The organism is Roseibium sp. Sym1, assembly GCF_027359675.1.
Classification (GTDB): domain Bacteria; phylum Pseudomonadota; class Alphaproteobacteria; order Rhizobiales; family Stappiaceae; genus Roseibium.
The window spans coordinates 97,244-116,389 of sequence record NZ_CP114788.1 but is presented as its reverse complement, the minus strand read 5'-3'; the positions used below and the strand labels follow the sequence as shown (position 1 = coordinate 116,389).

General features: G+C 57.1%; 22 protein-coding genes. 7 read left to right on the top strand and 15 right to left on the bottom strand.

All coding sequences use genetic code 11. The features are described from left to right. Positions 1-6 precede the first annotated feature (6 nt). The 12 genes from O6760_RS32125 to O6760_RS32075 form a co-directional block, all read right to left on the bottom strand. Positions 7-1,254, bottom strand: a complete 1,248-nt coding sequence (locus O6760_RS32125) for an MFS transporter (RefSeq protein ID WP_075284783.1) — start codon at positions 1,252-1,254, stop codon at positions 7-9. Next, the gene (locus O6760_RS32120) at positions 1,251-1,919 is read right to left on the bottom strand and encodes a cytochrome c biogenesis CcdA family protein (RefSeq protein ID WP_209171659.1); all 669 of its coding nucleotides are present in this window, start codon (positions 1,917-1,919) and stop codon (positions 1,251-1,253) included. The genes O6760_RS32125 and O6760_RS32120 overlap by 4 nt, the downstream gene beginning before the upstream one ends. 502 nt (positions 1,920-2,421) lie before the next feature. Next, on the bottom strand, positions 2,422-2,757 hold the full coding sequence (locus O6760_RS33530; RefSeq protein WP_228873479.1) for a cytochrome b: 336 nt from the start codon (positions 2,755-2,757) through the stop codon (positions 2,422-2,424). A 303-nt stretch (positions 2,758-3,060) separates the two neighbouring features. Further along, positions 3,061-3,804: a DsbA family protein gene (locus O6760_RS32115; RefSeq protein ID WP_075284713.1), complete on the bottom strand. Its 744-nt coding sequence runs from the start codon at positions 3,802-3,804 to the stop codon at positions 3,061-3,063. Further along, on the bottom strand, positions 3,801-4,289 hold the full coding sequence (locus O6760_RS32110; RefSeq protein WP_075284714.1) for a c-type cytochrome: 489 nt from the start codon (positions 4,287-4,289) through the stop codon (positions 3,801-3,803). Before O6760_RS32110 ends, O6760_RS32115 begins: the two co-directional genes overlap by 4 nt. Further along, positions 4,286-4,954: a L,D-transpeptidase gene (locus O6760_RS32105; protein WP_075284715.1), complete on the bottom strand. Its 669-nt coding sequence runs from the start codon at positions 4,952-4,954 to the stop codon at positions 4,286-4,288. Before O6760_RS32105 ends, O6760_RS32110 begins: the two co-directional genes overlap by 4 nt. A gap of 182 nt (positions 4,955-5,136) precedes the next feature. Beyond that, on the bottom strand, positions 5,137-5,310 hold the full coding sequence (locus tag O6760_RS33525) for a DUF2933 domain-containing protein (RefSeq protein ID WP_228873488.1): 174 nt from the start codon (positions 5,308-5,310) through the stop codon (positions 5,137-5,139). Between the two features lie 128 nt (positions 5,311-5,438). Then, complete coding sequence (locus O6760_RS32095) at positions 5,439-6,005, bottom strand: L,D-transpeptidase (protein ID WP_083660861.1); 567 nt, start codon at positions 6,003-6,005, stop codon at positions 5,439-5,441. A gap of 66 nt (positions 6,006-6,071) precedes the next feature. Then, complete coding sequence (locus O6760_RS32090; RefSeq protein ID WP_269586467.1) at positions 6,072-6,425, bottom strand: hypothetical protein; 354 nt, start codon at positions 6,423-6,425, stop codon at positions 6,072-6,074. Between the two features lie 65 nt (positions 6,426-6,490). Beyond that, complete coding sequence (locus tag O6760_RS32085; RefSeq protein ID WP_228873420.1) at positions 6,491-7,867, bottom strand: multicopper oxidase family protein; 1,377 nt, start codon at positions 7,865-7,867, stop codon at positions 6,491-6,493. Between the two features lie 22 nt (positions 7,868-7,889). After that, positions 7,890-8,780 (bottom strand): c-type cytochrome, encoded by an 891-nt coding sequence (locus O6760_RS32080; RefSeq protein ID WP_075284718.1) that lies wholly within the window; start codon positions 8,778-8,780, stop codon positions 7,890-7,892. 3 nt (positions 8,781-8,783) lie between these two features. Continuing rightward, complete coding sequence (locus O6760_RS32075) at positions 8,784-9,365, bottom strand: c-type cytochrome (protein ID WP_083660862.1); 582 nt, start codon at positions 9,363-9,365, stop codon at positions 8,784-8,786. A 700-nt stretch (positions 9,366-10,065) separates the two neighbouring features. On the opposite strand from O6760_RS32075, the gene O6760_RS32070 reads away from it, so the two are divergent. From O6760_RS32070 to ppk2, 7 genes are all read left to right on the top strand, one after another. Then, on the top strand, positions 10,066-10,449 hold the full coding sequence (locus tag O6760_RS32070) for a hypothetical protein (RefSeq protein ID WP_139314320.1): 384 nt from the start codon (positions 10,066-10,068) through the stop codon (positions 10,447-10,449). Positions 10,450-10,644: 195 nt separating this feature from the next. Then, positions 10,645-10,986: a YHS domain-containing protein gene (locus O6760_RS32065; protein ID WP_269586466.1), complete on the top strand. Its 342-nt coding sequence runs from the start codon at positions 10,645-10,647 to the stop codon at positions 10,984-10,986. Next, complete coding sequence (locus tag O6760_RS32060; RefSeq protein ID WP_075284721.1) at positions 10,979-11,299, top strand: DUF5676 family membrane protein; 321 nt, start codon at positions 10,979-10,981, stop codon at positions 11,297-11,299. The genes O6760_RS32065 and O6760_RS32060 overlap by 8 nt, the downstream gene beginning before the upstream one ends. Then, positions 11,299-13,077 carry a DUF3141 domain-containing protein gene (locus O6760_RS32055; RefSeq protein ID WP_075284722.1) on the top strand — a complete coding sequence of 593 codons (1,779 nt, stop codon included), beginning with the start codon at positions 11,299-11,301 and terminating at the stop codon, positions 13,075-13,077. The genes O6760_RS32060 and O6760_RS32055 overlap by 1 nt, the downstream gene beginning before the upstream one ends. A gap of 206 nt (positions 13,078-13,283) precedes the next feature. After that, the gene (locus O6760_RS32050) at positions 13,284-13,721 is read left to right on the top strand and encodes a c-type cytochrome (RefSeq protein WP_075284724.1); all 438 of its coding nucleotides are present in this window, start codon (positions 13,284-13,286) and stop codon (positions 13,719-13,721) included. A 104-nt stretch (positions 13,722-13,825) separates the two neighbouring features. Continuing rightward, the gene (locus O6760_RS32045) at positions 13,826-14,527 is read left to right on the top strand and encodes a CBS domain-containing protein (protein ID WP_075284730.1); all 702 of its coding nucleotides are present in this window, start codon (positions 13,826-13,828) and stop codon (positions 14,525-14,527) included. Positions 14,528-14,632: 105 nt separating this feature from the next. Then, positions 14,633-15,439, top strand: a complete 807-nt coding sequence (gene ppk2, locus O6760_RS32040; RefSeq protein ID WP_075284725.1) for a polyphosphate kinase 2 — start codon at positions 14,633-14,635, stop codon at positions 15,437-15,439. A 78-nt stretch (positions 15,440-15,517) separates the two neighbouring features. On the opposite strand, the gene O6760_RS32035 is transcribed toward ppk2, so the two are convergent. From O6760_RS32035 to O6760_RS32025, 3 genes are all read right to left on the bottom strand, one after another. Then, on the bottom strand, positions 15,518-16,024 hold the full coding sequence (locus tag O6760_RS32035) for a cytochrome b (protein ID WP_075284726.1): 507 nt from the start codon (positions 16,022-16,024) through the stop codon (positions 15,518-15,520). Between the two features lie 128 nt (positions 16,025-16,152). Next, entirely contained in the window at positions 16,153-16,569 is a 417-nt protein-coding gene (cueR, locus tag O6760_RS32030; protein ID WP_075284727.1) for a Cu(I)-responsive transcriptional regulator, read from the bottom strand. 11 nt (positions 16,570-16,580) lie between these two features. Continuing rightward, on the bottom strand, positions 16,581-19,091 hold the full coding sequence (locus O6760_RS32025) for a heavy metal translocating P-type ATPase (RefSeq protein ID WP_209171661.1): 2,511 nt from the start codon (positions 19,089-19,091) through the stop codon (positions 16,581-16,583). Between the last annotated feature and the right edge of the window lie 55 nt (positions 19,092-19,146).

Below are 19,146 nucleotides of genomic sequence, written 5' to 3'. Positions count from 1 at the left end.
GCTGCTTTATCGAGATCGAATTCCTGCATTCAATCTGAATAACAACGCCGCCTGGAGCAATGCCGACGCGGCAGAAATCACGAACACTGTTTCAAGCCCTGAAACGGCCACGATCACGCCGCCAATCATAGGCAGAATGAACGCAGGCGCCGTCAGCGCATTGAAATATCCGCTATAGGCGGGGCGACGTTGATCGGGTGAAATCTCCATCAAGAGACCGATCACTGCGATCGTCAATCCGTTGGCGAGGGCGCCGAGGCAAAAGAACATCGCTGATAGGAGCGCAAGCGCGCTTTCGGTCGCTGCGGCGATAGTCAAGAGCCCCACCATCGCAAATGGCGGTAGTAATCTGGCGATGGCGATCCCGCGCATTAGGCTGATCTTGCCAAAGCGGTCTCCCCACCAGCCCCACAGCGGATTGGCAGCAATTCCGCCGGCGGTTTGCGCTGCCAGGAGCATTGCAACATTCTGCAGTCCTGCGCCTGTCTTTCCGGCTGCAACGATATAGAACGGTGCCGCCATCAGGACTGCAGCTCCCGCCCACTGGGCGAACACGAAGCGGCGGAATACCGGATCATCGCGAAAGACCGTCAGTCCTTCCCGCAGATAAGAACCGAAACTCGTACCGGTATTGACGGGTGTGGACCGCGGAGGCTCTCCCATACTGACGAAGACGATGGACGACACGAGCATCAGGCAAGCGGCGACGCCGAGCACAGCCGCGTAGGAGACTGGCACCGGTAGCGTGCGTATGAGCTGATCGGCTACTGCGGCGACACCAATTGCGGCGATCCCGCCGCCGAAAAACCGCAAAGCCAACAGTCGGCTGCGTAGTCCGGAAGGAACCGACCGGGCGACAATATCGTTGTATGGAACACCGACGATGCCGCTGAGGACGGCATAAATTGTCCAAAGCGTCATCGTTGCGATGCCGAGGACTTCGAACCCCCATTCGGCAACGGCACCGGTCCAGAGCACCACCGAGAGCGCAGCGATGGCAGCGGTGCGGCCGAAGGCACCGACGACATAAAAGGGCATCAAGGCCCCGCCTTTTCCCGCAAGGTATCCAACGAAGAGCTGCGGCAATAGCCAGCCGCAGCGAAGGATGGCCGGGACAGCACCGACCGCGACAGCGCTCCCCGTCAGTTGAAAGACCAGGGCTGACATCACTGTGGAGCTGTCAACCGCGGACGATCCCGCCTGGAAAGCGGCTCCGGCACCGGCCACATGCCAAAATCTTCGGCGCGGCGTCACCTTCCGCTCCAGTCCACAGGATCGACAAAAAGGCCGAACCATATCGACCAAATGCCAAGCAGGACGAATACTAGGCCGAGAAACCAGCGCCGTGCCCTCAACCAGTCCGCCATCCGGGAAAGAAAACCCGCAGATCGTGGCCAAACGGTCAGCGGCAGAAGCGGCAAAGACAGGGCCAGAGCAAAAGTACCCATCAGCACTACGCCAGAGACAGGGGAACCGGTGAGTGCCACTGTTCCAATAAGAGCGAATAGGATCGGCGCCGCACATGCAGGAATGTTCAAACCAAAGGCGAGCCCCTGCAGGAGTGGATTTCCGGCAATTCGCCAGCGCTCCGGAGCGACCTCGAACTTTCGGCGCAAAATCCGGCCAAAGCCTGCAATCATGAACAGACCCAGGGCCAGGTAAAGGATCCCAAACACCAGCCAGAAGCCGGTCTGAACCCCGATCAACATTTGGCCCAACATGACAATAGCCCCGCCAAATCCGGCCATGACGATAACGCGTGCAAGAATGAAGGTACTTACTGCCGCCAGTCGATATTCAGACGGATTTTGTAATTGCCGGTTTACGAATATGAGGTGCGCACCGATCGTGCAGGGTTCGATAAAACCCAGCAGTCCAAGACCAAATGCCAGACTGAATGTTTGAAAGGTCAGGTCCAACGCGGTTTCCAATCAGGTTCATTGCCGTTTATACAGCTTCTACCTGCTGGAAGCTCAAGATGACCCGAATTCTGACAGTTGGCCCGGTCATTTTCATTAGTTGAGGGTGTGCCTCAGAGCACGAACCTCAGCCAGTTTTTTCAAATCTTAGCCGACCCAAATTGAAAAAATAGAACTGATAAAGTCGGGTGCCCGGTGTTCGGTCCAACCAAGCGCAGGTTCTTTAGCGGGTCTTTTTCCGACGCAAGTATTGACCGGATGTTGAAGTAGAACTGCAGCGTATTCTCCGAATTGCCATGGCGAGCCTGGTATCTCGACACCCTTCTTCGTGATTGTAGGCGTCAGTGCTTTGCCGACATATTAAGTCATCATACGATGGGAATGCTGCCTAGCCGACACTGCAAATAAGAAACCACGTTTGAAGCGTGACTTTTCGAAACGGATGCCAACCAGGTAGCATCGAAAATAAATCAAACTTGGACAGTTAACTTGAGATATTTTCCTACCGTTCTGCTCGCCTCGGGACCATTTTCCCGACAACCCCGTCGCGGCGGACAAGATGAATTGCAACGGCGAGGACATGCAGGTTCACCAGGGTCAGTGTCAGGTTCCAGAGCATTTGGTGGAACGGGACCACCCCTTTCCAGAGATAGGACGAGACAAAGCCGGTCGCCGCCTGACCGAGAACGGAAAGATAGAGAGCCCGATGCACCGTTGACGCTGCCTTCGTTTGCCAGGATCGGTGCCCGGCGTCACCCTGTTGAGGGTTCAGAAACCTTAGTCCGAGACGGACTGTTATGAGCAACCCTATGACTATGACGGCATATTTATGAGCCATATTTGTCAGCAAGTCTGTCTTCGACGGCGGCAGGAAGGGATCCTTACATCCATGCAAAGACCTACGGCAAAGATACGGATTACCGGTCACCGAAATGGCAACGGCAGTGGCTTGGGAGATCTTGTCGAATTTCAATGAAGAACCGGCAAATCAGCACAACCAATAAGTGACTGACGATGGGTCGGTCAGATCTTGCGACCTAGGTAAAGGAGCCGCTTCCATCGCATCATTGGAGACTGCAATGGCGATGAACATATCTACCAACTTCGCCAAGTGCGTCGGAACCAAGATCCTGTGTTACCTTCATTGGGCGCTCCGGGCATCCTCGATTGCCTGAGACAATTGTTCGGACGTGAGAAGACCCGGATAAACTTTTTCCCCTGCGATAAACGCCGGCGTGCCGTTGATGTTAAGCGCTTCGGCCAGGTTCATAGACAACCTGATATGTTCCTCGATTTCGGGTGCCAACATGTCAACCTTAAGCTTCTCGACATCCAGACCGACCTCTTTTGCGATCTTGATCGTTGAACCTTCCTCTACCTTCCCTTTGAAGCCCATCAGCGCCCAGTGGAACTCCTCATATTTGCCTTGCTTTCGAGCCGCGAGTGCAGCCCTTGCAGCAAATATGGAACCAGGGCTCAAAATGGGCCACTCCCGATAGACAAGCCTGATATTCGGATCTGCTTGGAGCAGAGTTTTGACTTCCTGCATCGCGCGTTTGCAGTAGGGACAATTGTAGTCGAAAAATTCGACAAGGGTGACATCCCCAGCCGGATTGCCGAGAACCGGTGCGTTAGGATCTTCTTCAAGTTCGTTGCGCCTTTCGGCCAAAATGGAAGCCACATCTGCTTGTTGACGCGCGAGTTGCTTTTGTTGAAGCAAGCCGATCGCCTGTTCGATGATCTCTGGGTTTTCAAGAATTGCCTCGAGTGCCAACTCCTTGATCCTGGCTTCCGTCAGTCCTTCTTCCTGGTCTGCAGAAGCGGTTGACGCGGTGAACAACAGGGCAATCAGTACGGTCCCAAGGCTTGGCAATCGGAAATTCATTGGTTGTTGCTCCTCTTTCGCTCATTCATCATGTCATGCCGCTCCTGGATTTCCTCGGGCCACTGGGCTTTGATCCAGGACAGCGCGGCGACAATATCCGTATCGGTCAGCGTGCCTTCAAAGGCAGGCATGTTCGATTTGAAGTCCTTGAGATCCACGGCCTTTGCCGTTCCGAATTTGGTGACCCGGAAAAGCAGTTCGTCGTCGTGATGCCAGGTGTGACCGGTTTCATCATGGGGTGGGGCTTTGAGCGTGCCGTCGGTATTGCCCGATTGCCAATCCTCCTCCCCTTTAAGATCCACGCCATGGCAGGAGGCGCAATTTTGCGCATAAACTTCGGCGCCTCTGCGTACGAGTTCCGCTTCACCCGGCCTCAATTCCAAGGAGGCAGAGCGGCTGCTACCCCTTAGAAAAACGCCGACAGCAACACCGATCGAAATGAGCAGAATGATGGGGACCGACCAGATCTTGATTGCACGGTTCATGACAGCACCACAATCGGGGAACCGACGGGAACCCGACCATACAGGTCAATGATGTCCTGATTCATGAGCCTGACGCAGCCGCTCGAAACAGCGGTTCCGATCGTCCAGTATTCGGCGGTTCCGTGGAGACGGTAGAGCGTGTCCTTGTTGCCCTGAAAAATGTAGAGCGCGCGAGCCCCAAGCGGGTTTTCCAGTCCAGGCGGCATGCCACCATTGCGCCAACTCCATTTCTCGAGCTCGGGCTGGCGCTCGATCATCTCATCGGGCGGCGTCCATGTAGGCCATTCCGACTTGCGCGCAATACGTGCCCTCCCCGACCACTCGAACCCGGCGCGCCCGAGGCCGACTCCGTAGCGCATCGCCTTCCCGTTTTCCTGGACGAGGTAGAGGTAATAGTTTGGTGTATCGACCACCAGCGTTCCTACCTTTTCGCTCGTTCGATAGTCGACCTGTTGACGATAGAAGCGCTCCGGCACTTTCTTGAGGTTGATCGCAGGAAGCGGAAATTGTTCGGCAGGCTTTGCACCATACATGCTCAGGTAGGCCGGGTCCTCCGCGAGCGGAAGAGGCTCCTGAGGTGCATTGCTCGAAATACAGCCGGTTACGGCGAGCCCTGAAAGGCTCGCCGCCCCGGCAAGAAAAGATCTTCTTGTCAGTTTTCTCATTTGAAGATCATTCACCCATCGTCATATTGCATTTCGGGTTACGCTTCCACGGGTCTTCCTGCGCGGAGTTCGTGGAATTCGCGAATGGGGCAAAGCCCATGCCCAATGTGTCCTTAGGCAATCCGGGAGCTCGCATGCTCCAAATCACGAGCTGCTGCAAAACCCTCTGAAGCAAGCTTAGTCTAGTCATTTTTTGACTCTGACTTAGAGTCACCGTGACAAGACTTTCCCATGAAGCGATGCATTACGAGATGCATGCCAACGCATCCGAGCATTGGAGCAGCCAGAAGAAGTGTTTGGCCGATCGTCTGTCCCGCTGGCGCAGTTGCGATCAGGAATCCAGTTCCGATCACCATCGCCGCACAACAAGCCATCATGAAAATGTTATGTCCTGCGAAAAGACTGCCGATAGAGTTTCCTGTTTTGGGAGCCGCCTTGACCTGAGGAACGGACGTTTTGATTTGGTTGTTCGTGTATTGCATAGTCATAAGATGATTACCCTTGTTCCCAACGGGACGCGTTCAAAAAGATCTTCGACGTGTACGTTGATCATGCGTACACAGCCGTTCGAGACGGATCGTCCGATTGAGGATGGTTCAGTTGTGCCATGAATCCGGTACATCGTGTCCCGGCCATTGCGGTAAAGATACAGGGCTCTGGACCCGAGTGGATTTCCTGGGCCACCTGGCACACCGGCTGCGTATTTGGCGTACTTGCCGGGTTCTCGTCGGATCATATTGGCAGTCGGACGCCAGCTAGGCCATTTTGCTTTGCGCTCCACAACCGCTTCACCTTTCAGAGAGCGCCCGGCTTTTCCAACTCCAATACCGTAGCGTCTTGCGCTCCCATAACTCTCGACGAGGTACAGGAAGTGTTTTCCCGTATCCACCACGATTGTGCCGGGGGGATGGGAAAAATACCGGACGGATTGCGGTTCAAACTTCGGGTCGACCTTAAATGGTTTTTTTCCGGTCGGATGCGCCGACGCAGGGACAACTATGGTCCCGCAAATTGCGGCGGAACATGCGAGCAGGCTTCGCCTGGATAGCATCGTTTCACTCCAATCATGATTGACCTGTCGCGCGCGGTCCTTGCGGACTCACGCATGTGTGCCTGGTCAGACGTGTCTTGGAGGCCGTTTATCCGGAGATGGGTTGGAGGCGTTGAATGGGGGTGGCTGCAACTGTTCATGGGCGATCATTAGTTTTGGCAGAACCACCGAGCGCGTGCCGATAAAGGTAACGCAATCCACGCTGCAATTCGATACTTTCGGGGATTTGTACTGATTTCCTGATTGCTCGCAGCACTTCATTTGGTGTGCGCCTGCAATCGCCAGAACTGTCAAGCTTGTCTGAAGAACCGAGGGCTTCTGAGAAAGCGTCTGGATTTCGACTTCGTCAGCACTAAACGCAGCAGCCGTGTGAACCACTGCAAAAACAGCAACAAGAAAGACCGAAATCCAAGAGCTCATAGATTTTGAATACCCGATAAGATTAAATAATTCTATACCGAAAATTACACAATTGAGTTAGCGCACTAGGCAACATCAAACCAGGTATTCATGCCGGCGGCCGCGTGTTCCAGCATGTGGCAATGAAACAGCCACTTGCCGGGATTGTCCGCCACGAAGGCAATCCGGACCGTCTGTTCGGGACCGACCAGAAACGTATCCCGCCAGGGATCACCGTCATCGATGGTCGCCCCACTTCGCTCGATCACCCGGAAATGGTGTCCGTGCACATGCATGGCATGCATGAAGGCGGTATCGTTGAACACCTCCAGAATGATTGTTTCCCCTCTTTGGGCCGCCAAAAGCGGTTCCTCCGCCAGGTTCGCGACCCCGTTGAAGGCCCAGAGCTGTCCGGTGCGCGGATAATCCTCCCCTGAAAGGATCTTGCCCTGGTAGACCGTCTGGACCATCCGGCCCATGGCGCCGCCGGTCATGTCGACACGCACCACCCGCGCGTTGTCCAGGTCAGGTTCGGGGATGGCGTTCACTGGCAAGGAGCCCGCACTGTGCTGCGTCCCATCCCCCTCAACGGTCCGGAACCGGGCAAAGGGATAGGGATCGTCTCCCGAAAGCTCCTCCAGCAAGAAGTCATCGTCAGGTGTCACCAGAAGATCCATGCGTTGCGCCGGGCCAAGCAGCAATGGGGCATAGGCCGGTATTTGGGGCTTTGAGAGCGCCTGGCCGTCATAAGCCAGGATTTTCGCACCGAACCGGCCGGGGTTGATCTCGAAGATCCGGGCGTTGGCCGCGTTGATCAGCCTGAGACGGGTGGCCTGTCCGCGCACCACCTGAATTTCCGGATTGCTTTCGCCGTTCACCGTCAGCCAATTGCCGAACCGACCACCATGGCTCCAGTCCATCAGATGGCCGAGACTGGCAACGTCGAGGCTTCCGTCCCGGTTGAGACGCCAGTCGTCGATCACCAGGGTCAGATCATTGTCCCTGCTGAAGGCCGGCTTGGCCTCTTCCACGATCAGGGGGCCATAGAGACCGCGTGCCACCTGGTTCCAGCTCTTGTTATGCGCATGATACCAGTAGGTTCCGGCATCCGGCACGACAAACTCGTAGTCAAAACTCTCGCCAGGCGGCACCGCGGGTTGCGTGAGCCCGGAAACGCCGTCCATGGCGTTGTCGATCCTGATCCCGTGCCAGTGAATGGAGGTCGGCTCCTCAAGATTGTTGAACAGCCGAACCTTCACAGTCTCGCCAACCCGTACCCGGATCTCAGGGCCAGGCGAGCTACCGTTATAGGTCCACAGTTCGGACTCCGCGGCGTCGTTTCGATAAAGCTTCTTGCGAGAAGGACCGGCGGTCAGTTCCAGAAATCTGTCGGACGCCCGTGCAGCGGTCAGGATCGGCGGCACTGAAAAAGCCGCCGTCCCCATCCCGGCCAGTTGAAGCATTCTGCGCCTTGTCAGCATGGTCTCAGTTCTCTCTTTCAAGAAGATAGGTCGCGATCGCCTTCCGGTCTTCGTTGGTCAGGAAAGCGGTGCCGTCCCGAACCACTTCGCCCATCGAGCCGCCAAAGACGTCGCCATCCGGCAAAATTCCGGTCTTGAGCGCGTAAGACAAGGAGTTTATGTCCCAGCCGCCCTCCTTCAAGGCCTCGCTGGTAATGGGAGGCGATTTGCCGCCATCCGGCAGCTCTTCGGCACCATGCAGCGCCATTTCCACCTCCCGGGCGCCAAGCAGGTTGCGCGGTGTGTGGCAAGCGCCGCAATGAGCGGGCCCTTCCACGATGAACTTGCCCCGGTTCCAGAGATCGCTCTTCCCGGGGTCCGGTGAAAAAGGTGCCGGATCATAGTAGCGCGCACGCCAGACCTTGAGCCCGGCCCTGAGATTGAACGGTGGCAGCATGTCATGTTCTTTTGACGCTTCGGCGACGGGTGGGACGGTTTTGAACGCCGCCCAGAGATCGGCGACATCTTGGTCGCTCAAGCTGCTGTAGAACGGATAGGGGAACGACGGAAAATACGGGCTTCCGTCGGGAGCCACTCCCTGGCGCAGTGCACGCGCGAAGTCTTCCAGGTTCCAGTCGCCGATCCCGTGTTCGGGATCGGTTGTTAGGTTGGGCGAATAGAATGTCCCAAAGTCTGTCGGCAAGCGGACACCGCCCGCGAGTGGCTTGCCACCTTGAGCAGAGTTGGTATGGCAAGCAATGCATCCGGACATTCTCGCGAGATAGGCACCTCGCCCAGGATCCCCAACAAGGTTCTGAATTTCCTCAGTCTTGCTGATCGGCCAATAGTGCAACACGGCAAAAGCCATTCCCGCTACCGCGGGAGCAGCCATCGCAACAATGAACCAGCGGCGCATCGGCTATTTCTTCTCAACCCGGAACTTGGAGTGGCAGGCCGAACAGGTTTGGGCCACCATGTTGAAAAGCCCGTCCGCCGGCATCTGCGCAAGCATCTCCGGGTTCGCCATCTGCGATGCGTCGCCCATCATGGGTGCGGTCCCCATCATCCCGTCCTGGGACATCATGGAGCTGCCACCCATCATACCGGCACCGTCGCCACCATGGGCCAGCCCATTGTCCGCGCCCTGACCAAGCGCCGCGGCGAAGAGGTCCAGCTGATCGGCAAGGCTCTTGAATTCCTGCCAGTTCGACCAGATCTCGGGCTTTGCTTCCGAGGATCCCTCGATGCTGTGTTCGGGAAAGAGCTTCGTCAGGGCCTCGCCCGAATGGGACTGGATCGCCTCGGCGCCGCTGCGCACCGCGGCCGCGTCATAGCCCTTGTCGCCGCGCATGATCGAAGAGAGGGACTTCATCACATCCCCCATCTCGCCCATGGCATCCATGCGTTCCTTGACGACTCCCGTAGCGCCACCATGCGCCAGGGCCGCGGCGGCACCCGCCAGCACCAGCGTGCCGGCGATGGTCATTACTTTGAATTTCATCAATCTGTTCCTGTAACCGGTTGATCGGCGGCGTTCGCCGAGTAAGAGTTCAAGCGGGCAGAGGAACAGGTCGTGGTGGTGGCGGGTCCAGGTTCGCCTGTCTGGACAGTGCCAAACTCGGCGGAACTGTGCCAATGACCTGCAGGAGATCGGGCCCCGACAGAGGCACGTCCGAGGTCAAGGCAAGCAGGTAGGCACCACAGTGAACTGTTTCGTTCCCTGAAAATGTTCCCCCCTGATCATTGGACATTTCACCGTGCAAAATATCAACTGATGTGACCGATTGGTTTACGTGAGCCTCAACAGTTGAGCCTACCGAGTGGGTGAACGCACCTCCCGCTACCACTAGGCTTACAGCAAGAGCGAAAACCAATATCAAAAGCTTACAGGAACCGCGCCTCATATAAAAAATTCCGTTTAACGCAATCGCTTTTCAACCGACCACAAAGCCGCACCGAGTTCATGACTTTATTAAATAGGGGCTGACTTGTTTTCAACCCACCAGCCAGAGGAAATAATTGCACGGTAGAGAACCAAGTCTCCATATTGATTTTGATCAAACAAAAACTGACGCGTGAGGATATACTAGAGTTTATTCATCATGCCCCTACTGATCGAATGCCTAACTATCGTCGAGACGAGCTCAGCCATTTCGCGTGCTTGAAATACTGCAAGCTCAGTGAGAGAAAGTTAGCCAGAAATGCTCAATTTAGCGCATAATCTTGCTGATGGACAATTGGTCTCATTACTTCGGCTTACTGCCGGGCTTCTGATTGCTGTTGCGGTAACAATATTTGCCTTCCTGGTATCAAACGAATCTTTGGGCGATCTTCCCGAGACAGTTGTTTGCGTTTCTACGCTGTCAACAGATACAGATCTTTCTGCATCGTACTTTGCACCGGAAAACAAATGGGATTGCAGCGAAAATGAGCAGTGTAGTCATTTCGCACTGGCTGGAATCTTCACTTCATTTTTTCCTGAAACAACATTTTCTGGGCTCTCTGTTCAGGCAATTGTCGACTGGACAAGATACATTATCCCACGACCTCATCCTCCCAAATCGATACGAATGTCGCTGATTTAGGTAATTAGCTCGGCAATGCCCCGTCGTTAAAGTGAAACGTGTCTAGACACATGAATTTCTAATCCAAATTCGTGGAAACAGAAACACGTACTTTACAGAGGCAATTGCCACGAACCAAAGGTGCCACTGCTATACTACGGCAAAGACATAAACACCTGAGCAGATGCACGTAAAATAACAAATGGACAGATTAAAATGGAAACATTGGTCTATTTTCTATTCTGGGCGGGTCTCTTCTTCTTAATGATGAGGTTCGGCTGCGGTTCTCACATAACTGGACATCATTCGCACAAGAAAGCCGGAAAAGAAAACTCAAACAGCGAAGGCGAACTTCGCTGGATCCCCCCCGTGAATGACGTCGATCCTGTATGTGGAAAGACCGTTCAGACAAAGGACTCCAAACCCTCCGTATACAACGGATCGGTCTATTATTTCTGCTCACGCGACTGCCGTGAGCAATTCGAGGCCGCTCCGCATCTGTATGCGGGTTCGAAGGCTACCGTTGTCGAAGAAACCACGGAGAGCGCTCATGGTTGACCGAGTTTCTCCAGGGCGGCAAAGCCCTTCCGGCACACCGCTTCCCGCCCCGTCTGCGATCCGCATACCCGTTTTGACCCTCGGGATGAGCCTCGGCCTGTTTCTCGCAGTCACGTACGTGTTGTGCGTGATCTTCGACCTCATCTTTCCGCAACAGGCCATGTACGAAACCTGGTTGCGCCTGCTGCCCGGCTTCAAATGGCTGAGCTTGCCCAGCTTCCTGCTCGGCCTCGTCGAAAGCTTCGCCTACGGCTGGTATGTCGCGCTGATTTTCGCGCCCTTGTTCAACTTCTTTGCGAGGAGGTGGCAGTAATGGAAACGATCACCACAACATTGAAATCTCTGGCATCCCGGGAAAGCCGCCGGAAACAGCGTTTGGATCGTCCCGCGAGCAACAATGGCGGCGATGTTGCCAAAGCAGCACCCCGGCCTGCCGTCGGCGATCCTTTTCACTCCGTCCAGGAAATAGCCGCCTATCAGCGCGATTTTCTGGAACGTTGCATCCTATTCTGGGACACGCTGCGTCAACGTGCCGACAACATGCTGGCGCATGAGCGCTCTGGGATGCCGCCTCTGCTCGACTTCAAATACGAGACGGTGCTCGACGCGCGGCGTTTCGAACGCCCGGCGAACTATGCGCTGCTGCGGATCACATCGGTCGGAGAAGACTGCCTCGAGAACTGTATCGATGTCGACAAACAACCGGTCATCGTCGTCGATCCCCGTGCAGGCCATGGCCCGGGTATAGGCGGTTTCAAACGCGATTCAGAGGTCGGAATGGCGATGCGCGAGGGGCATCCGGTCTACTTCGTCATTTTCTATCCGGAGCCTGAACCTGAACAGACCCTGATGGATGTTCTCCATGCCCTCAGGCTCTTCGTCGAAGAGGTGGCACGCCGACATCTGGATAGCCCTCCGGTGCTTTACGGAAACTGTCAGGCCGGCTGGGTGGTGACGCTGCTTGCGACCGATTGTGAAGGCCTGGCGGGGCCAATCGTGTTGAACGGTTCGCCGCTGTCCTACTGGGCGGGTGAATCGGGTGTAAACCCGATGCGGGTCGCCGGAGGTTTGCTCGGCGGTGCATGGCTCACCCATCTAACCGCAGATCTCGCGGATGGTCGTTTCGATGGTGCATGGCTGGCTCAGAACTTCGAGAACCTGAAGCCGGAAAAGGCGATTTGGGAAAAATATGCGAACCTCTTCAGCCATATCGATACCGAACGCGAGCGTTTCCTTGATTTTGAGCGCTGGTGGAACGGCTTCTATTTCCTCAGCCGCGAGGAAATGCTGGCAATCGTCGAAAATCTGTTTGTCGGCAACAAGCTCGAACAAGGCCTGGTGCGTATCTGCGAAGGCTGCCTTGCGAACTTGCGCCGCATCGCCAACCCGATCGTTATCTTCGCGTCTTACGGCGACAATATCACCCCACCGCATCAGGCCCTGGGCTGGATACCTGCGGTATACAAGGACACGGACGACCTGAAACAGGCCGGTCAGCGGATCGTCTACCTGACCAATCCCCATGTGGGGCACTTGGGAATTTTCGTCTCGGCCAGCATCGCCCGACTGGAACACAGGGCCATCCTGGAAAGCCTTGAAGAGATCGAGGCCCTCCCCCCCGGTCTCTATGAAATGAAGATCGACAATCCGTCCAGAGATCCCGACTGTCACAAGCCTGCTTATGAGGTTCGTTTCGAGCCGCGCCGGGTTGAGGACCTTCAAACCGACTATCCGCGTGACGCCTTTGAGCGTGTCCGCCGGACATCCGAATTCAGCGAGAATGTATATGCGACATTCTTCAGCCCCTGGGTTCGGGCGTTTTCCAATCCATGGTCGGCGGAAATTCTCAAATGGCTGCATCCGATGAGGGCCAGCCGGTATCTTTATTCCGAGGCGTTCAATCCGTGGATGCCCGGTGTGGCGGCAGCGGCTGAAACGATCCGGAAAGACCGTAAACCTCTTGAGGCCGATAATTCGGCGATCGTGCATGAGCGCGAAATTTTTGAGGATGTCGGCAAGAGCTTCGAAGTCTGTAGGGAATTCCGCGATGCAGCGTACGAACGCATCTTCACCGCGCTTTACGGGCAATAGAAAATGAAAGTGCTCCAGACCATGTCCCGGAGAATGGGAGGTGCCACCTACGACGACCCGCAGGGAGCCAGAACCGGTGCGTTTGCGCCGTTTGACGTCGTCGTCCGCATCAACAATGCGAACCAATCCGAACGTGCGCATGGCCGGATGTCCACTGCGTCGAAAACAATGGTTCGACCACTTACACAGAAAGGGAAATCCGCCAAATGAACCTGCGCGACAATCTGCCGAGATATCTGGTGCTGGGCTTTTTCGTAATTGGCGGAGGTCTGTGGCTCTGGAAAACATTCGGATCGGAAAAAAGAACATCTGCCGTCAGCGTAGCAGTCTCAGTGCCGCAACTCTCCGAAATCGCCCTGAAAGGCAAACAAGCGTTTGATTCAGTATGCGCGGATTGCCACGGCGCCAACGCGGCGGGAACCGACAAGGGCCCGCCGCTGGTCCACGACATCTACAATCCCGGACACCATACCGACGAGTCATTCCTAGTCGCGGCGAGGTTCGGCGTGCGCCAGCACCACTGGCCCTATGGAAACATGCCTGCACAGCCACAAATGAGTCAGGAAGAGGTGGCAACGATCATCAAATATGTGCGCGAACTGCAGGCAGCCAACGGCATCACCTACCGGCCGCACACCATGTAGAAGGCCAAATGGCGGGAGGTCGGGCTGGGTGATTGACATACCCCCTGAATGGCTTCCCATAATAGGTTGTTGGATAAGGATATTATCTAATGGAGGGAAATATCATGTTTGCGAAAGACGTGATGACGACGTCCGTAATAACGGTCGGCCCGGACACAAGCGTGCGCGACGTCGCAAAAGCCCTAGCCGACAAGCGGATCAGCGCAGTACCAGTTGTGAATGCCAAAGGCAACATGGTCGGCATCGTCAGCGAGGGTGACCTGATCCGGCGCACCGAAACCCAAACGGAGCGCCATCCTTCATGGTGGATGGCGCTTCTGGCCGCCCCGGAGGACAAGGCACTCGACTATATCAAGTCGCACGGCGGCACGGCGAAGGACGTGATGACACGGGACGTAAAAACCGTGGGTGAGGACGCGTCTCTCGAGGAAGTCGCCGACTTGCTGGAACGCAACCACATAAAACGGGTCCCGGTCGTCACAAACGGACAACTCGTGGGGGTCGTGAGCCGTGCCGATCTGCTGCGTGGACTGGCGACGCCAAAGCCGGCCACGGAACAGGCTGCGAAGGATGACAAAACGATCCGTGGCAAAGTGGAACAGGCTTTGAAGGAAACCGGAATAGACCGGCAATTTGTGACCGTTACCGTATCCGGCGGCATCGCCCATCTTTGGGGAGCCGTCGATTCAGATCCGGAAAGGCAGGCTATACGCGTGGCAACGGAGAACGTGGCCGGTGTCAGGGAGGTCGACAACAAAATCAATGTCTTTCCGCCGATGGTACGCGCCGCCATGTGGGCCGACTAATCAGGAGCGCCGCATGCCGCCCTGTCCTGTCTAAGAAAGCTTCGTCAGCGAGACCATCGCCCAAAGCCGTCCAGGACAGAATTTGGGAGGTACGGTTAAAAGGCCATGAAACGCCAAAGCCGAAACAAGAACCAGTCTCAAAGGGGCATGCAATTGGACAAGAAGGAATACCGTGCCCAATTGCATGCCCTGCAAATCGAACTGGTGAAACTTCAGAAGCATTTCATTCAATGCGACGATCGGATTCTGGTCCTGATCGAAGGCCGTGACACGGCCGGCAAGGACGGTGTCATAAAAAGGATCGTTGAGCATCTGAGCCCGCGGGAAACGCGCGTCGTGGCACTCGGAAAGCCATCGGATCTCGACCGCACCGGCTGGTACTTCCAGCGCTACACCGCACACCTTCCCAAAGCCCGGGAGTTCGTGCTGTTCAACCGCAGCTGGTATAACCGCGCGGGGGTGGAGCGGGTCATGAAATTCTGCACGGAAGCAGAGTACGAGGAATTCATGGAGACGGTCCTCGACTTCGAGCACATGCTGGTGCGTTCGGGTATCAAGCTGCTGAAATACTATCTCGACATTTCCCGGGACGAACAGAAACGCCGCCTTGAAGACCGGCGCACCAATCCGCTCAAGCAGTGGAAGATCAGCCCTATCGATGCAAAGGCCGTCAAGCTCTGGGACGACTACAGTTCCGCGCGGAACGAAATGCTGTCGCGGACGCACAATGCAATCACGCCCTGGACAATTGTGCATGGTGACAACAAGCGGCGTGCCCGGCTCAACCTGATCCGCGACCTGCTCCTACGCCTGCACTATTGCGACAAGGATAGCAACGTCCTGCGGTCGGATCCGGAAATCGTGTTCCCGTATCACGAAGACTATGTCCGCAATGGAATGATCATCCCGTGAACGGCCGGATGGTACATGCCAAACTTACCTCGTCGGTAGTGCCAACTTCAGCCCGGCCGATCTGGAACGGTTCGGCTCCTACCGTTTCGGGCGCCAGACAACCATGTTCCGGACGACACCATCTCCGCAGACAAGGTGATAGGCCGCCGCGAGGACGTGCACGCTCACCAGGGTCAGGATCAGATTCCAGAACATCAGATGGAAGGGAACAGCGCCCTTCCAGAGATAGGACGCGACAAAGCCGGTCAACGCCTGACCGAGAACAGCCAGATACAGTGCCCAGTGCACCGCATGGGCCCCCTTCGTTTGCCAGTCCCGGCTTCCGGTTTTGCCCTGACGGGGGTTCAGGAAAATCAATCCGAGACGGATCACCATGAGCAGCCCGATCAACATGCCGGCATAATTGTGCACCATGTGCATCAACAGATCGGCTTTCGATGGTGGCAGGAACGGGTTGTGTGTTCGCGGGATCGCCTTTGACGTATACCACTGCTCGGCGATCAGGATAACGACGGACCAGTGAAGCACGATCTGCAATCGTGTATAGCGGTGCGCCGTTTGGGCTGTGTTTTCAATTCCCGGCATCTGGCAGCATCTCTCAGCAAGTCTTTTCGGCATTGGATCCGCAGAAGCGCCTCCGGACGCCGCTGGGTCAATATCGGCAAGGATACAGCTATCCAGTTACCGCATTGCCAATGGGCATAGCCCGGGTATCACTGCCGCTTGCGAGTCGCCGAAAGTCCGGAAGCCTGGCCAAGGTCATTAAGGATCGGACAGTCGGGGCGATGATCTCCCGCGCAAGCATCGATCAAATGTGCCAATGTCCTTTGCATGGAATGGAGTTGGGAAATCTTCTCTTCGATCCGAGCCAGATGCTTCTCCGCGATCTGTTTCACGTCGGCGCTCGCCCGACCATCGTTTTCGTAAAGCTCCAGGAGGCTTCTGCAATCTTCGATCGAAAAACCGAGAGACCTTGCCCGGCCAAGAAAGGCCAATTTATAAAGATCTCTGTCCTGGAAGCTGCGATAGCCATTGTCCCCTCGCAAGGGTTTGATCAACCCGATATCCTCGTAATAACGGATCGTCTTTGCCGGAACACCGGACAGTTGTGATACGTCGCCGATATTCATAATGCTCTCCCTTATTCGGCCGCTTCCGCCAATAAAGCTGCTACTTGCGGTGCCGGCGTTTCCTTTTCGTCCATCGGAGGCTTGATCCGGCGAAGGCGCAGTGCGTTCGTCAGTACGAAGACCGAGGATAGGGCCATGGCGGCGGCGGCGAGAACCGGTGACAGTAGGAGCCCGAAGGCCGGGTAAAGCACGCCGGCGGCGACCGGGATCAACGCGGTATTGTAACCGAATGCCCAGAACAGGTTTTCCCGGATATTGGTCATGGTCCGCTTCGACACTTCGAACGCATTGACCACGCCGCGCAAGTCGCCCGACATCAGCACGACATCGGCGGATTCGATGGCCACATCCGTGCCGGTGCCGATGGCGATGCCCACGTCCGCATGGGCGAGCGCGGGCGCATCGTTGATGCCGTCGCCGACAAAGGCGATCTTCCGGCCAACCCCGCGCAGCTTCTGAAGGGCGGCAACCTTGCCTTCGGGCAGGACGCCGGCGACGACATGGTCGATGCCCGTCTCCACGGCAATGGCCTCGGCCGTTTCTCGCTTGTCGCCGGTGATCATGGCGACCTGAAGCCCTTGTGCATGAAGGGCCGCAATCGCGGCGCGGCTTGCAGGCTTCACCGGGTCCGCAACGCCCATAACCGCGGCAATCCGGCCATCGATAGCGGCAAAGAGCGCGGTCCGGCCGCGCCTGGCCAGGTCGGTTTCAATCTCCGCCAACGGCCCCAGGTCGATACCCTCGCGGCTCATCAGGCGGTCCGCGCCAACGATCACCTGCGCTCCACCGGCGGTCGCCTGAACGCCGTAACCGGTGATCGAGGTGAAGTCCGCGACGCCGACCTGCGCGACGCCTTCGCCGCGCGCCGCCCGCACGATGGCGGCGGCAATCGGGTGTTCCGACCGGTCCTCGACCGCCGCGACCCGCGCCAAAACGTCATCGCGGTCAAATCCTTGGGCGAGGACAAGATCGGTCAGCTCCGGCCGGCCTTCGGTCACTGTGCCGGTCTTGTCGAGCGCGACGACCTCGACCGCGGTCAGTTGCTGCAGGGCATCGCCCTTTCTGAACAACACGCCCATCTCGGCCGCGCGGCCAGTGCCGACCATGATCGACGTCGGCGTGGCCAGGCCCATGGCGCAGGGACAGGCAATGATCAGCACGGACACGCCCGCGACCAGCGCCAGCGTCAACGCGGGACTGGGACCGAGGATTAGCCACACCAGCACCGTCAGCGCCGCAACGGACATGACCACCGGGACAAACCAGAGGGTGATGCGATCCACGAGCCCCTGGATCGGCAGCTTGGCCCCTTGCGCCTCTTCGACCATCCGGATGATCTGCGCAAGTGTGGTGTCGGCCCCGACCCGGGTGGCGCGGAACTGAAAGGCCCCCGCCCCGTTCACAGTTCCGCCAGTGACGCCGGCCCCCAGCGTCTTGGCAACTGGCACCGGTTCACCGGTGATCATGCTTTCATCGACGTGGCTTTCGCCTTCCGTCACCTCGCCGTCGACGGCGATGCGTTCTCCCGGCCGGACGACGACGATGTCGCCCGCATGCAGGTCTTCAATTGACAGTTCAACCGGTTCGCCATCGCGCAGAACCCGCGCGGTTCGAACCTGAAGACCGAGCAGCTTCTGGATTGCCGCTCCGGTGCGGCCCTTGGCGCGCGCCTCCAGAAACCGTCCGAACAGGATCAGCACGACGATCACAGCAGCGGCCTCGTAATAGACCGACCTGACCGCATCCGGCAGCAGTACCGGAAAGAAGGTGGCAATCACGGAATAGGCATAGGCCGCCGCCGTGCCGACGGCGACGAGGCTGTTCATGTCCGGGGCGCCCTTGAGAAGCGCCGGAATACCCTTGAGATAGAAAGCACGGCCCGGCCCGGCAAGGACCGCGGTCGTCAGGGCGAACTGGATCAGCCAGCTTGTCCGATGTCCGATGGTGTGCCCGATCAGGTCGTGCATCCCCGGGATCACGTGACTGCCCATTTCCATCAGGAAGACAGGCAGCGCCAGCATAGCGGCCAGGACCACCCGGCGGGCAAGCGCCCGGGCCTCCTCCTCCTTGCGGGCTGTACGGTCCTGGGTGGCACTCGCTTCGGCAACCTCCGCTGGATATCCGGCAGCCGTCGCAGCAGCCGCCAATGCAGCGGGACCGGTCATGCCTTCCAGGTAGGTGACACTTGCCGTCTCGGAGGCGAGGTTGACGTTCACCTCGGTTACGCCGGGGACCGCGGACAGCGCCCGGTCCACCCGTCCGACACAGGACGCGCAGGACATGGAGCCAACGTTCAGCGTCACACTGGCGCGGCGTGCGGGATACCCGAGTTCATCAAGGCGCTTTGCCGCGGTCATCAGCCGCTCCGGCCCGTCAGCCGTCAACTGGGCGGTTTCGCTGGCCAGGTTGACCGATACATCGCTCACGCCTTCCAGAACGGCCAAAGCGCGATCCACGCGCCCGACGCAAGATGCACAGGACATTCCTTCGATGGAAAGTGTTGCATGGGTTTCGCTGGACATGTCGTCTCCGATTTTCGAATTTCCACGAAAATAGGGTTTCCAGTTACTGGAAGGT

Bases quoted from the DNA above. Each gene is read 5' to 3' on its own strand.
- O6760_RS33530 (WP_228873479.1), bottom strand. From the start codon at position 2,757: ATGGCTCATAAATATGCCGTCATAGTCATAGGGTTGCTCATAACAGTC.
- O6760_RS32115 (WP_075284713.1), bottom strand. From the start codon at position 3,804: ATGAATTTCCGATTGCCAAGCCTTGGGACCGTACTGATTGCCCTGTTG.
- O6760_RS32110 (WP_075284714.1), bottom strand. From the start codon at position 4,289: ATGAACCGTGCAATCAAGATCTGGTCGGTCCCCATCATTCTGCTCATT.
- O6760_RS32105 (WP_075284715.1), bottom strand. From the start codon at position 4,954: ATGAGAAAACTGACAAGAAGATCTTTTCTTGCCGGGGCGGCGAGCCTT.
- O6760_RS33525 (WP_228873488.1), bottom strand. From the start codon at position 5,310: ATGGTGATCGGAACTGGATTCCTGATCGCAACTGCGCCAGCGGGACAG.
- O6760_RS32095 (WP_083660861.1), bottom strand. From the start codon at position 6,005: ATGCTATCCAGGCGAAGCCTGCTCGCATGTTCCGCCGCAATTTGCGGG.
- O6760_RS32090 (WP_269586467.1), bottom strand. From the start codon at position 6,425: ATGAGCTCTTGGATTTCGGTCTTTCTTGTTGCTGTTTTTGCAGTGGTT.
- O6760_RS32085 (WP_228873420.1), bottom strand. From the start codon at position 7,867: ATGCTTCAACTGGCCGGGATGGGGACGGCGGCTTTTTCAGTGCCGCCG.
- O6760_RS32080 (WP_075284718.1), bottom strand. From the start codon at position 8,780: ATGCGCCGCTGGTTCATTGTTGCGATGGCTGCTCCCGCGGTAGCGGGA.
- O6760_RS32075 (WP_083660862.1), bottom strand. From the start codon at position 9,365: ATGAAATTCAAAGTAATGACCATCGCCGGCACGCTGGTGCTGGCGGGT.
- O6760_RS32070 (WP_139314320.1), top strand. From the start codon at position 10,066: ATGCTCAATTTAGCGCATAATCTTGCTGATGGACAATTGGTCTCATTA.
- O6760_RS32065 (WP_269586466.1), top strand. From the start codon at position 10,645: ATGGAAACATTGGTCTATTTTCTATTCTGGGCGGGTCTCTTCTTCTTA.
- O6760_RS32060 (WP_075284721.1), top strand. From the start codon at position 10,979: ATGGTTGACCGAGTTTCTCCAGGGCGGCAAAGCCCTTCCGGCACACCG.
- O6760_RS32055 (WP_075284722.1), top strand. From the start codon at position 11,299: ATGGAAACGATCACCACAACATTGAAATCTCTGGCATCCCGGGAAAGC.
- O6760_RS32050 (WP_075284724.1), top strand. From the start codon at position 13,284: ATGAACCTGCGCGACAATCTGCCGAGATATCTGGTGCTGGGCTTTTTC.
- O6760_RS32045 (WP_075284730.1), top strand. From the start codon at position 13,826: ATGTTTGCGAAAGACGTGATGACGACGTCCGTAATAACGGTCGGCCCG.
- ppk2 (WP_075284725.1), top strand. From the start codon at position 14,633: ATGAAACGCCAAAGCCGAAACAAGAACCAGTCTCAAAGGGGCATGCAA.
- O6760_RS32035 (WP_075284726.1), bottom strand. From the start codon at position 16,024: ATGCCGGGAATTGAAAACACAGCCCAAACGGCGCACCGCTATACACGA.
- cueR (WP_075284727.1), bottom strand. From the start codon at position 16,569: ATGAATATCGGCGACGTATCACAACTGTCCGGTGTTCCGGCAAAGACG.
- O6760_RS32025 (WP_209171661.1), bottom strand. From the start codon at position 19,091: ATGTCCAGCGAAACCCATGCAACACTTTCCATCGAAGGAATGTCCTGT.